The sequence below is a fragment of the Exiguobacterium sp. SL-9 genome (genome assembly GCF_004336985.1).
In the GTDB taxonomy this organism is placed as follows: domain Bacteria; phylum Bacillota; class Bacilli; order Exiguobacteriales; family Exiguobacteriaceae; genus Exiguobacterium.
Window position 1 is genome coordinate 94,253 of the sequence record NZ_SJUO01000003.1, and the last position, 12,161, is coordinate 106,413.

A 12,161-nucleotide genomic window follows, 5' to 3' on the forward strand; every position below is an offset into this window, starting at 1 on the left:
CCTGTCGTCCACCTGACCTCGTTCGAGAGGTGAGGGGCAGACAAAGAGGATGTGTGGGAGACGAGACGTCTAGAAAGTCCGATGTGTCAGCAAAGGTGGGCATGATGAGGTTCATAATGGATTTCAACCAGATCCGTCAAAAACGCAGCCAGGTCGTTGTGGAGAAATTTATGTACAGGGCCAGATTGATGTTAAGACGAACGTACGCCTCGAAATCACGTTCTGAACCGAATCCATTTTCTAGACGTATCATTCTATTGCATGGGACGGTCGATCGGGAGATTTCTCGGTCGGGTGAAAGTCCGCTCTACTAGAAACGCTCACCGTTAAGCGCCACGATACGTGGCGCTTTTTCTCATGGAGCGAACGTGGTGACCCGGGCTGGCTGTTCGCCGTCTGCTTGTTCGAACTTTACACGATGGCCGTCCGCAGCCTGTTCGACTTGAAACGTGTAGGCGGCATCGGGCTCGTCTTCGAACGTCAAATCATAGACATAACCGCTTAAGGAGAGGCTGCCGTCAATCGAATAGGTGTCCGCCGAAATGTTATAATGAGTGGCGAGGTACTGCTCTAAGGCACGTTCGCGTTCCTCGATTTCAGTCGAGTAGCGGACGTAGAGGAAGGTGGCAAGCGTGATGGTGACGACGAGAGTGGATCGGAGAATCGTCTCCCAGTTTCGTTTTGGCATGAGCGCATCTCCTTTCGATACAAAATAAGAATTTCAGAATATTTTACGAAATATTCTGACTAATTACAAGGCGAACATAGCAAAGGAGTGATGACATGCCGAAAATATATTGGCTCGGGACGTTCTTAAGCGGATTGATTCTGATGACGATGGGGGAATCAAGTGCTGTCCCGCGCGTCGTTCCCTATTTTTTGATGGCACTCGGCGTGACGGGTTTTCTCGTCCAGTCTTGGTTCGAACAAAAACGACGCCGCTGAGCCGGCGCCGTTTTTTCGTTACATGGATTCGAGCAGTTGGTGCAACAACGTGTCGATCTCTGCTTGGAGTGTATCGCTTTGTTGCTGTAACGTCATCAACGCTTCTAAATCATTCGTCTCATTCATTTGGTGACGCACTGCTTGATAGGCGGCTTCGAGCTCGACCAGACGAGTCTCATCCGCTGATGTGTCTCGAACATGGATCGCTGTCACGGCCGTTTGTGTTGACTTCCTCTTGTTGGGCACAGCGACGATTGTTTCCGTTTCGTGTTGGCGTTTCTCGAGCGCATACGTCACATTTCCCGGGAAACGTGTGGCTGTCCCGTCAAGCCAATACGTGATCGGGAACAGCTTGTTCAAGAAATAGCGGTCGTGCGAGACGGCGACGAGCGTTCCGGTAAAACGATCGAGCGCGTCTTCGAGTGCCTCGCGCGCTTCAATGTCGAGATGGTTCGTTGGTTCGTCTAACACGAGCACGTTCATGTCCTCGTGCATGAGAATGGCGAGCATGAGTCGCATCTTCTCGCCGCCGCTCAAATCTTTGACCGGTTTGAAGACGCTCGCGCCGTAGAAGAGGAATTGGGCCAACAATTGACGAGCTTTCCCTTCATCGACGGCGATGCGGTCGCGGAACGCCTCGATGAGCCGATGGGAATCATCAAAGTCGATATGTTGGGACAAGTAACCGATTTGGGCTCGCTCTGCTCGTCGCACCTCACCTGTCGTTGGTTCGAGGCGACCGAGCAACACTTTCAACAATGTCGACTTGCCGCTCCCGTTTGGGCCGACGATGGCGATGCGTTCGCCATGACCGGCGTAGAACGAGACGTTCTCGAAGACAATCCGGTCGTAAGTGACCGTCACATCTGTCGCCTCGAACACATCGCGACCGGTCCGTCCCTGAGCCATGAACTGAATATCCGGTTGGACGGCCTCGAGTCGTGGTCTTTTGATCGTCTCGATCCGGGCGAGCGCTTTCTCCATCGATTTGGCACGGCGGTAAAACTTTTCGTTCGGTGGGTTGCCTTCGTTCGCCCACTGTCTTAGCTGGCGAATCGTTTCCTTCATCTTCTTGATTTTCTTCTGTTGCTCCGTATAGGCGTGGAACTGATCGAGCAACCGCTTTTCTTTTTGGGCGACGAAGGCGCTGTAGTTGCCATCAAAACTCGTCAACTCCCCGTCTTCACATTCGACGATGCGCGTGGCGACGGCATCAAGAAATACACGGTCGTGTGAGACGAGGAGGAGAGTGGACGGGCTGTCACGCAGAAACGTCTCGAGCCAAGCCATCGCCTCTAAATCGAGATGGTTCGTCGGTTCGTCCAAGATGAGGAGTTCCGGCTCTTGGAGCAGCGCCAAGGCGAGGCCGACTTTTGTCCGTTCGCCGCCGCTGAGCGTATCGAACGGTCGGTCGACGAAGCGGATCAGGCGCAGCCCGTCAATCATCGCGTTCACTTTCGAATCGATGGCGTACCCGCCGCCGTTCTCATAGCGCGTCTGCAAGGCGCCGTACGTCTCGAGCAACGCTTCAATGTCGTCGCTTGAGGCCATACTTGCCTCGAGTCGTCGCATTTCGTCGCCGAGTCGCGTCAACTCAGCGAACGCGGTATAGAGCACGTCTCGACCGGACTTACCGGGGTGGGCCGGGATTTGGGCCAAATAGCCGATGTGTAACCGTTGCTTGCGGTAAATCGTCCCTTCGTCTGGCGAATCGGCGCCGACGATGAGACGCAGAAGCGTCGTCTTGCCGCTCCCGTTCCGTCCGACGAGCCCGATTCGTTCGCCGGCGTTCACATGAAGATTCGCATCGATCAAGACCGCGTGGCCGCCAAATTGTTTTTGGATGTGTTGTAACTCGATTAACATGAGTGATTCCTCCTAAAGTAGAGGCCTATCTATCAAAAAAGCCGAGCGCAAAGAAGCGCTCGGCAAGAGAGAGAGGCGCTTTGTCGGTTTTCAGCAATGTCTAAAAAAGGACAGACGGGTCCTGTGATTATGCGACATCGTGAAAAATCGCACGCAAAATGTACAAATGTTCTGTTGACCAATGCGTACGTCCGACAAAGTTCACCTTTCTCCCTCCTTTCAATACATCGTTACGGTAAGTGTAAGCGATTTCGGTCGGTTCGGCAACTAAGGAAACAGGAATATCAAGCACCGGTGTCGTATTGTTTTAGGAATCAGGAAGGAGGGACGCCATGCGCAAGGAATGGCTCGGTGCCATCAGTTTAACGCTCGCCGCCAGTATTTGGGGCGGGATGTACGTCGTCAGTAAATATGCGCTCGGCTATATCGAGCCGTTCACGCTCGTCTGGATGCGCTACGCCGTCGCCTTTGTCGTTTTGCTGGTGACATGGTTTGCAATCGGGCGCGAGCGCATCGGGCGGCGCGACTGGAAATGGATCGCGCTCATCGGAGTCATCGGCTACGTCGCCTCGATCTCGTTTCAGTTCATCGGCACGAAACTATCCGACGCCCATACGGGATCGCTTGTGACGGCGGCGACGCCAGCGTTCATGTTGCTCTTCGCCCGTTTGCTTTTGAAAGAGAAGTTGACACCGGTGAAAATCGGTTCGCTCATCTTGGCGACGATCGGGGTCATTGTCGTCGTCGGTTGGCATGTCGAAGGGTCGTATTTTATCGGGAGCTTGATTTTGGTCGGGGCGGCCATCACGTGGGCGCTTATGTCGATATACGTCAAAATCGCGTCGGCGACTTTGTCGTCGTTGACGATCACAACGTTCGCCATCGGCATCGCTTTCATATTGATGACACCACTCATGGGAATGGAGGTGGCCGTGTCCGGTTTGCCGAATATGACCATGGTGCTCTGGCTCAGCGTGCTGTACGTCGGCATCATCTCGACAGCCGGCGCGTTCTTCTTTTGGAACAAAGGGCTCGAGCTCATGGATGCGAGCGTCGGGTCGTTATTCTTCTTCTTCCAACCGCTCGTCGGAGGATTCCTCGGCTGGCTCGTCCTCAACGAACGGCTTGACCGGAACTTCTTTATCGGTGCCGCCTGTATTGTCACCGCCGTCACCTGGTCGACCCTCACCGAACGTCGGCAAAAGCGGGTCCGCGAGACACGTCAAGCTGAGACACGTCATATTTTATAAGCGAAGACGGTCGACCCGATGCGGGACGACCGTCTTTTCAAAATCCGTGATGATCGAGTTTGTCTTCGTCGCGCTTCATCTCGAGTTCGAGCCGCTGGATAGCGAGTTTTTCTTGTTCGACTTTTAGCCGCAGCTCCTCGACACGTGCCTTTCGTGTCTTGTTGAAGCTGTCCGCGACGATGGACACGACGACGATAACCATAATGTAGAAAAAGAAATCCATGTGCTTTTCCTCCTCTTAACGTGAGCTGAACAAATCTGTCACCAGTTGTTGTGTAACGAGAGCCTCACGGCCGTCCGTCACGATTGGGGTATCGTCGGTCAACGCTGTGATAAAGTGATCGATCGCACCTTGGAACCCGCGTTGGGTCAAGAGCGTGTCCCATGACCCGAACGTCTTCGTCGAATGGGTGCCGCGCTCGAAACGTTGGAGCGTCACCATCTCGTCGACTGTCAACCGGAGACCGTCCCGGATTGCACTGAGCCCTTCATGATTCGTCCCGGCTTTACGGTGCATCGATGTCGTATGTAGTCCGTGTTCGTTTTGCCAGATGTGGCGGGCGAAATGTAGTCCGTTTGTCTCGGTTGTCGCGATCTGGCCCGTCACTAAGCGCAACTCGCTTCCGCTGAGATACCGGAGCGTGTCGACGACGTGCAGATAGTCATCGAGCAACGTGAATTGATAGTCGTGGCCGCGCAACCCGTCCCCGCGATGCTTGACGAAGTCGAGCGTGTGGAAAGGGGCCGCTTCTTTCACGTGCTGATACATCGGGGCGAAGCGACGATTGAAACCGACCATGAGCTTCCGGTTCGTCTGCTCGGCCAGCTCGACGAGACGTTCCGCCTGTTCGATTGTCGCGGCGAGTGGTTTGTCGACATACACATCAATGCCGTTGGTGAGCAGATAGGAGACGACGTCGAAATGTGTGTCGGTCGAACTATGGACGAACGCCGCGTCGACGGACGCCGCGAGTTCAGGCAGTCCCCTAAATGACTCCATCCGGTGGGCCCGACAGATTGCCTCACGTTTGGAGGCGGTTGGGGAATAGGCACCGACGAGTTCGAACGATGTGCTGTTTGTTAAAATCGGTAAGTACGCTTTCTGAGCAATGCCGCCGAGACCGACGACACCAATTTTAGGCTGACGCATGTGTACCACTCCTTTTCTTCATCATAACGAAAAAAGAACCGAATGACACGTACGCGCGGGGCGTCAGGTCATTCGGTTCTTGCTTATAGGCTGGCACTGAGCACCATTTCGCCTTCAGGTACCGTGTTGCCGCGTTCGGGTTCTTTCGTGACGGCGACGGTATCCCAGTCTGTCTCCGACTCGGTCGAGTCGAGTGTATAGATGACCGTCCCGTTGCCTTTGTCGTCCGTGACGAAGGCGCCGGTCGGAATCGGGGAGCCGTCCTTCAACAGCCACACTTGATACACTTCGTTCGATTCAAGGGCATCGAGTCCGTTCGTCTGAACGATGAGCTGGCGCTGGCCGTCCTGTTCGGCCAGATAAGCCACGCCTTCCGAGTCGCCTTCGAGCGGTACGGTCTCGGTCAAAGCGATGCCGCTCGGGTCATCTTGGTTCAACAACAGATAACCGTTCCCGACCAAGGAGAGCATGAGTGCGGCGGCGAGAGCGAGCGCGCCCCATGACGTCTTCTGGTTCTTCTTCGTGGCAGTGAAGGGTGTGATTGGGGTCAGTTCGTCTGCTTTCGACTCCTTCTCCATATCGTCTTCAGCGAACACGTTGTCGAGGATGCGTGCCTTCATGCCGCTTGGCGGTTCAGCCGGTTCAGAGAGGAACGCGACGCCGCCGACGAGGGCTTCTAGTTGTTCGAGCTCTTCTTGACATGTTGGACATGTCGCGAGATGCGCTTCAAATTGGATGCGTTCGTCTTCCGTTAAATGCTGGTTGAAATAATCAATCAATTGGTCACAGGCGTTCATCGTTCCACCTCCTTATCTATCAAATCATGGGATAAATGTCTTCGTAACTGTTTCAACGCTAATCGAATCCTTCCTTTTACGGTGCCGAGCGGGATCCCGCACGCATCAGCGATCTTTTGTTGGCTGAGCCCTTGGAAATACATGAGACGGACGACTTGTTGTTGTTCGACCGGCAGCTCGGCCATCGCCGTCTCGATTTGCGTTCGCTCTTCTTGCCACTCGACTTCGGTCTCGACGGACGGGGCCGGAGAAGGGATGGCCTCGGCGTAGGACTCATCAAGTTGCAGGTCAGGTTTTCGTTTGCGAATCAAGTCAATCGTGACATGACGGCTCATCGTGAACAGCCACGATTTGAATTTTCCTTTTGAGTCATCATATATGCCGCCACCGCGCCATAGTTTGATGAACACTTCTTGCATCGCTTCTTCAGCGAGGTCACGATCTTTTGTCAACTGCATGACGAAAGCGTAGAGGATACGCTCATAGCGGTCATAAAGTGTTTCGAGCGCTTGTTTGTCTTTTTGCCTGACACGCTCGTACAATTCAATATCAGTCATGGCTTTCTCCTTTACCTATAAGGGGAATCCCTTGTATTGATCTAACGGATGAAACCGTGAAATGGATGCCTATTTGACGTGACTATTTTGTGAACAGTCAAGATTTTCCCGCATCTAACGAGAACAACTGGACGCTATCCCTCCGATACGGCGGAACAGTCGTAAATGTAAAGCGCTGAGCAATCGGTACGTCACATAACTAATGAACGTCGCCGTGAGGATTGTGGCGAGCAAGGCGACTCCGCCCGACAGCCACTGTTGCCAAAATGAATATGTCCGTACTCCGAACAAAAAGGCGAAGACAAGTCCGAACCCAATCACGATTCCGCTATACTGACAGTAATAGCGGCTTAAACGATTTTTCATGTCGCACGTCCTTTCTCCTTTTACTATACGAGAAGGGGTATGGCGACACAAGGAGGATGACGATGAAACGATTTACAAAGGAAGGTCGGACGCTCGTCTGTTTTGACTTTGACGAGACGTATTTCCCACACGCGTGTTCAACTGAGCAGTTGAAACAGTTGCGGCAACTCGAAAATTTTCTCGAAGCTCATTCACAACACTTGTCAACGATGTGGGTGACCGGGAGTTCACTTGAAACGATTCGAGAAAAAATGACACGAGCCGGCATGCGTTATGTCCCTCATCGGATTGCAGCGAGTCTCGGGACAGAGCTGTATCAAGTGACGGCATCTGGGCAACTTGAGCTCGATACCAGTTTTTCGTCACGATTCCCTCATGATTTTTCGGGCCGTGTCCACCAAGCCGTCGAACGACTGAAGCGGGTGCTCACGATTGAACCGCAGATGAATCTCGGTACGTCCGAATGGATGCACAATTATTATTATTTCGGCGAGAGTGAAGCTGAGATCGGACTTATTCGTTCAGCCGCCCGTGACATCGGGATTGCGGTTAACGTGAGTCGCTGCAATCCGCTCGCCGGAGACCCGGAAGAAGCCTACGATATTGATTTCATCCCACAAGGGGCGGGGAAAATTGCTGTGGTCGACTATGTATGTGACCGATATTCGTTTCAGACCGAGTACGCCTACGCGTTCGGTGACAGTGGGAATGATTTAGGGATGTTGCGATATGTCGGCAACGGCTATGTACTTGGCAACGGGACGGAAGAAGCCAAACGAGAACATGGTCGTGTCACCGAGGGCATGTATGCGGATGGGATTCTAGAAGTGTTACATCGAGCGGTGCGGTAGACGGGTTTAAGCGCTCGTAATTAGACGTAGCGCTGCGGTCTCCACACGTTCGAACAAATACGTTTTCAGCCGATGGGTCGTCAAATCGAGCGGGAGACGATGCTTCCAAAGCTCGGTGAACACCTCGGAGAGGACAGCCTCGGCCAAGTCGGCTCGCGTCGTCAAGCGGAGGGCGAGCGAATATAAGATGCGCTCATAGCGGTCGTACAACAGCTCGAACGCGGACGTATCGCGGTTTAACATGCGTGCGTATAAATCGTGATCGGATATGAATGACATGGTGGACTCCTTCGGAATGAGACAATCTCGTGGTTGGGTTACGGGCAAATGACGTAACTTTCTTATTTCACTTATGGGGCAAACGTAAACGGTTACTTTCTGATTCGAGCACATTTAAAAACAGTCAACATTCCGTCGATGAGCGGAGCGTTGACTGTTTTGTAGTTAAAATGACGTATAACAGTGCGGGCATGTCTGTGTGTTCCCACCGGACCGTTTGAACGTTTTCTTGCAGTTCGGACACGTGACGGTCTCGGTGTCTTGACCGAACAGGCTACCGCGATTGAATAACACATTTCGTAAATTCGGTAAGGCTTTTGCCGCATAAATCATAGAAATGAATAAGACGATGGCCAAAACGGCCAACAGCAAATAGGTCATATTGGGTGTACCCCTTTCGCAAAATATTCGTTTCTTCTAGCATACGTGAAATTATTCGAACGCACACCTCTAGACTGGAATTACGAACAAACGTTCTGTATAATAGAGATAACAAAGGAGGGAGATTAGATGAGGCAAGAAGTCATACGTTGGATGCGGAGTGGACAGGTCGTGGAAATGATGTATATTGATCGGAACGGGGTCATTTCGAAGCGACGGGTCAAGCTGATGCGGCTACAAGGTGATCGACTCGTCGCTTGGGACGTGAACAAACGGGCGCGTCGGACGTTTTGTATGGAACGTGTCCTCGCCTGTCTCCCGACGATTGAACGTGTTTCAGGACGAGAGGAGGGCATCGGATGACGCCACTTCCGAAATGTTCGGCACCGGCCGAACGGGCGCTTCAGGCCGCCTATATCGATACGCTCGAACAGCTGGCCACGTATACGAAACGAGAGATTGTAGCCTTGCATGGGGTCGGACCAAGTGTGCTACGAATCTTGGAAACCGCACTTCACAAGCAAGGACTTCGGTTCACCGACAGCGAAACACATTCCTAGTCCCGTCCTGGACTAGGAATTTTTTGGTTGGGCGATTGCATCGCGCGTAAAAAGGGAAGTAATATATTTGTCATCTCCATTACAGCCTAATATCTAGTACCATGACGATAAGGTTTGCGAACCTAGCGACACCCATGAGAAAGGAAGTACACAGCATGAGGACGAAACGTTTATCCGCCATTCTAGAAAATGAGATGGATGACATCGAACGCGATCCATGGGTGACCGGAATTGAGACAGATTCCAGAAAGGTCGGTCCAGGGAATTTATTTATCTGTATCCGCGGTTATACGGTGGACGGACATGAATTCGCTGAGGACGCTGTCTCCAAAGGAGCGGTTGCTGTCATCTCGGAATATCCGCTTGATCTTGAGGTGCCGAACCTTGTCGTCGCGGACACGAAGCGGACGGCCGGCGTGGTGGCCAGTGCTTTTTATGACTACCCCTCGCATCGGATGCGCATTTACGGTGTCACTGGTACGAATGGGAAGACGACGACCGCGACGTTGACATATGATTTATTTCGTCTGTCCGGCCGACCAGTCGGGATTGTCAGCACGATTGGAGCACGTTACAAAGATCAAACATTAAAAACACCAAACACGACGCCGGAAGCCGTCGTTTTACATCGAATTTTGGCTGAAATGGCCGATGCCGGCGTGACCGACTGTGTCGTCGAGGTCTCCTCGCATGCGATGATGGAAGGACGTGTCGAAGGCGTCCGCTTTCATGCGGCGGCGTTCACGAACTTGACGCATGACCACTTGGATTACCATCGCTCAATGGATGAGTATGCCCGGGCCAAAGCCCGACTATTCGAGCAAGTCGAGACAACAGACGGGGACGCCATTATCTTAAACGCCGAAGACTCGGCCAGTAAGACGATGGCTGCCTTTGCGCCGACTCGTCGGCGCATCATGTACAGCACGCATGCTGACGTACCGGCTGACATCCAAGTTATTTGGCATGGCCAGACCGTAGTCGTCAAAATGAACGCACTGACGATTGAGGCACCGGTCCGTTTCATGGGGGCGTTCAACGCCGCCAACCTAGCCGCGGCCATCGGTCTCGTCTCGACATCGGAGTTGATGTTGCGCTCGATTATCGCCAACGTGCCGGGACTCACGCTTCCAAAGGGTCGCCTCGAGCGGCTCGATACGGAAGATGCCGAGATTTATATCGACTACGCCCACACACCTGATGGGCTCGAGAAGTGTTTGTCGACGCTCCAGCAAGGCGAACGGGAGCTCGTTGTCGTCTTAAGCGCAGCCGGCGACCGCGACCCGACCAAACGGGCAGAGATGGGTCGCATCGCGAGTCGGTATTCGGATGATTTAATTGTGACGGTACATGACGTACGGACAGAAGATCCGAGGCATATTATCGACGGATTGCTCGCCGGAGTCGATACGAACACGCAATACGTGACGTTTGAGGAACGGCGCGACGCCTTGCGCCACGCTGCGCAACAAGCGCTTGTCGGGAAACGGATCGTCGTCGTCGGAAAAGGGCATGACCACGTCGAACGTGTCGGTCAAGATTCGATTCCGTTCAACGAATCAGACATCCTGCTCGATGAATTAAAAAAATTCAAAGGCCAAGAACCGGCCGTTTAACGAAACGATGACACTGTTGTCATCGTTTTTTAATGTGTAAATTTTGCAAAAGAAGGTAATAACTACTCATGTAACGCTATCGAAGGAGGAGAACAGACATGTCAGTATTGTACAAAGAGTTTACAAATGATGAAGAAGTCGTGACCGCCATTCAATCGATGAAAGCGAAAGGGATTGAGGACAAGCACATTTATGTCATCACCCATGATGATGATCGGACCGACCGCGTTGCCGATAACGCCGACGCGAATACGGTATCGGCATCAGATGTCGGCCTGGGGACGGCCGTGAAAAATGTGTTCCGTAAAAAAGGCGATGAGCTTCGGGCTCAGTTTGAACAACTTGGCTTCTCATCGACAGAAGCGGACCAACTCGAGAAAAAATTAGACCAAGGCAAGGTGATTGTCGTTGTCAAAGACGCACCAGCCGGATTCACTTTATAATTCCACCACCATGGAGAATACAGAGACAGGGCTGAATCGATCGATTCAGCCCTGTTTGTTAGTTATGCAAGCGGACGACGGTTCGACCGCTGAGTTCACCTCGCATCATCGCCTCGGCTTGGCGAGGGACGTCGTGAAGCGGGATTTCATGAATCATATGGTCGAGCACGTTAGAATCGAGCAATTCACCCAGTCTCTCCCAGGCTTTCAGGCGTCGTTCGATTGGCTGCATGACTGAGTCGATTCCGATTAATTTGACTCCTCGTAAAATAAACGGATAAACAGTTGTTGGAAGATCGGAGCCGCCAACAAGTCCACAAGCCGCCACGGCTCCTTCATAACGAATTTGACTCAAAATATTCGCAAGGGTGGTCCCGCCAATTGAATCAATCGCCGCGTCAAAGCGTTGTCTGGCTAGCGGGCGAATGGGTCCTTCCAGCTCATGTCGAGGAATGACTGTGTCGGCCCCGAGTTCATGCAAATAAGGGGAGTCTGTTTTTCCTGTCGATGCAATGACGTGATACCCGAGTTTGCGAAGTAAGATAACCGAAAAACTGCCTACGCCGCCAGTCGCCCCGGTCACGAGCACTTCTTCACCCGGACGGACGCCTGCGTGCTCGAGTGCATCGATTGATAGCATAGCTGTCAGTCCAGGTGTTCCGATTGCAATCGCGTCTCGCATGTTCATACCTTTAGGCAGTTTCACAAGCCAATTTCCGGGAACTTGTGCAACTTGGCTGAAACCGCCGAAATGTCGTTCACCGATGCCGAAGCCGGTCGCGATGACTTCGTCGCCGGTTTTGAAGTCGAGGTGATCGGATTCGACGACTTTGCCGACGAATTCACATCCAGGAATGAACGGGTATTGATTAACGATTTTTCCGGGCTCGGTAAGACCGAGGGCATCCTTGTAATTGAGTGCGGAATAATGAACCTCGATGAGGACGTTACCGTCTTCTTCTTTTGGAAGTGCGTCGAGTTTGAGTTTGACATCTGTCACTGTGGAGTGGAGACCGTCATCTTTTTTGTCGAGGACGAGCGCTTGAAATGAATCTTTCATAGGATTGAACCTCTTTTCTAGATTAGCAATTTTTTACTCT

17 protein-coding genes are annotated in these 12,161 nt (G+C 52.5%); 7 read left to right on the forward strand and 10 right to left on the reverse strand.

Annotated features, from left to right (window positions below; translation table 11 throughout):
* Nucleotides 1–355 precede the first annotated feature (355 nt).
* A complete protein-coding gene (locus tag EVJ34_RS09075; RefSeq protein WP_131485373.1) occupies nt 356–688 on the reverse strand; it encodes a hypothetical protein in 333 nt (110 codons plus the stop codon).
* Between the two features lie 95 nt (nt 689–783).
* Here EVJ34_RS09075 and EVJ34_RS15810 point away from each other — a divergent pair, with 95 nt between their 5' ends.
* Nucleotides 784–945: a hypothetical protein gene (locus tag EVJ34_RS15810; RefSeq protein ID WP_201739934.1), complete on the forward strand. Its 162-nt coding sequence runs from the start codon at nt 784–786 to the stop codon at nt 943–945.
* 18 nt (nt 946–963) lie between these two features.
* Here the strand turns inward: EVJ34_RS15810 and abc-f are convergent, their stop codons facing one another.
* Nucleotides 964–2,811, reverse strand: coding sequence for a ribosomal protection-like ABC-F family protein (gene abc-f / locus EVJ34_RS09080; RefSeq protein WP_131485374.1), 1,848 nt, complete (start codon nt 2,809–2,811; stop codon nt 964–966).
* Nucleotides 2,812–3,143: 332 nt separating this feature from the next.
* Between abc-f and EVJ34_RS09085 the strand changes: the two genes are divergently transcribed.
* Entirely contained in the window at nt 3,144–4,061 is a 918-nt protein-coding gene (locus tag EVJ34_RS09085) for a DMT family transporter (protein WP_131485375.1), read from the forward strand.
* Nucleotides 4,062–4,098: 37 nt separating this feature from the next.
* Here EVJ34_RS09085 and EVJ34_RS09090 read toward each other — a convergent pair whose 3' ends face one another.
* The 5 genes from EVJ34_RS09090 to EVJ34_RS15725 form a co-directional block, all read right to left on the reverse strand.
* On the reverse strand, nt 4,099–4,284 hold the full coding sequence (locus EVJ34_RS09090) for a hypothetical protein (RefSeq protein WP_131485376.1): 186 nt from the start codon (nt 4,282–4,284) through the stop codon (nt 4,099–4,101).
* Nucleotides 4,285–4,299: 15 nt separating this feature from the next.
* Nucleotides 4,300–5,211 carry a Gfo/Idh/MocA family protein gene (locus EVJ34_RS09095; RefSeq protein ID WP_131485377.1) on the reverse strand — a complete coding sequence of 304 codons (912 nt, stop codon included), beginning with the start codon at nt 5,209–5,211 and terminating at the stop codon, nt 4,300–4,302.
* Between the two features lie 83 nt (nt 5,212–5,294).
* Complete coding sequence (locus tag EVJ34_RS09100; RefSeq protein ID WP_131485378.1) at nt 5,295–6,008, reverse strand: anti-sigma factor; 714 nt, start codon at nt 6,006–6,008, stop codon at nt 5,295–5,297.
* Complete coding sequence (locus EVJ34_RS09105) at nt 6,005–6,565, reverse strand: RNA polymerase sigma factor (protein ID WP_131435965.1); 561 nt, start codon at nt 6,563–6,565, stop codon at nt 6,005–6,007. Before EVJ34_RS09105 ends, EVJ34_RS09100 begins: the two co-directional genes overlap by 4 nt.
* A 114-nt stretch (nt 6,566–6,679) precedes the next feature.
* Nucleotides 6,680–6,931, reverse strand: a complete 252-nt coding sequence (locus EVJ34_RS15725) for a hypothetical protein (protein WP_161566912.1) — start codon at nt 6,929–6,931, stop codon at nt 6,680–6,682.
* 62 nt (nt 6,932–6,993) lie between these two features.
* On the opposite strand from EVJ34_RS15725, the gene EVJ34_RS09110 reads away from it, so the two are divergent.
* The gene (locus tag EVJ34_RS09110; protein WP_161568900.1) at nt 6,994–7,782 is read left to right on the forward strand and encodes an HAD family hydrolase; all 789 of its coding nucleotides are present in this window, start codon (nt 6,994–6,996) and stop codon (nt 7,780–7,782) included.
* Nucleotides 7,783–7,788: 6 nt separating this feature from the next.
* On the opposite strand, the gene EVJ34_RS09115 is transcribed toward EVJ34_RS09110, so the two are convergent.
* Nucleotides 7,789–8,061: an RNA polymerase sigma factor gene (locus EVJ34_RS09115; protein ID WP_161568901.1), complete on the reverse strand. Its 273-nt coding sequence runs from the start codon at nt 8,059–8,061 to the stop codon at nt 7,789–7,791.
* 165 nt (nt 8,062–8,226) lie between these two features.
* The gene (locus EVJ34_RS09120) at nt 8,227–8,442 is read right to left on the reverse strand and encodes a hypothetical protein (RefSeq protein ID WP_021065960.1); all 216 of its coding nucleotides are present in this window, start codon (nt 8,440–8,442) and stop codon (nt 8,227–8,229) included.
* Between the two features lie 129 nt (nt 8,443–8,571).
* On the opposite strand from EVJ34_RS09120, the gene EVJ34_RS09125 reads away from it, so the two are divergent.
* From EVJ34_RS09125 to EVJ34_RS09140, 4 genes are all read left to right on the forward strand, one after another.
* Entirely contained in the window at nt 8,572–8,805 is a 234-nt protein-coding gene (locus EVJ34_RS09125; protein WP_131485381.1) for a hypothetical protein, read from the forward strand.
* Entirely contained in the window at nt 8,802–9,002 is a 201-nt protein-coding gene (locus EVJ34_RS09130) for a helix-hairpin-helix domain-containing protein (protein WP_131485382.1), read from the forward strand. The genes EVJ34_RS09125 and EVJ34_RS09130 overlap by 4 nt, the downstream gene beginning before the upstream one ends.
* 155 nt (nt 9,003–9,157) lie before the next feature.
* Nucleotides 9,158–10,618: a UDP-N-acetylmuramoyl-L-alanyl-D-glutamate--2,6-diaminopimelate ligase gene (locus EVJ34_RS09135; protein ID WP_131485383.1), complete on the forward strand. Its 1,461-nt coding sequence runs from the start codon at nt 9,158–9,160 to the stop codon at nt 10,616–10,618.
* 98 nt (nt 10,619–10,716) lie between these two features.
* Nucleotides 10,717–11,061: a YflT domain-containing protein gene (locus EVJ34_RS09140; protein WP_131435955.1), complete on the forward strand. Its 345-nt coding sequence runs from the start codon at nt 10,717–10,719 to the stop codon at nt 11,059–11,061.
* A 58-nt stretch (nt 11,062–11,119) separates the two neighbouring features.
* On the opposite strand, the gene EVJ34_RS09145 is transcribed toward EVJ34_RS09140, so the two are convergent.
* Entirely contained in the window at nt 11,120–12,121 is a 1,002-nt protein-coding gene (locus EVJ34_RS09145) for an MDR family oxidoreductase (RefSeq protein ID WP_131485384.1), read from the reverse strand.
* Nucleotides 12,122–12,161: the final 40 nt, after the last annotated feature.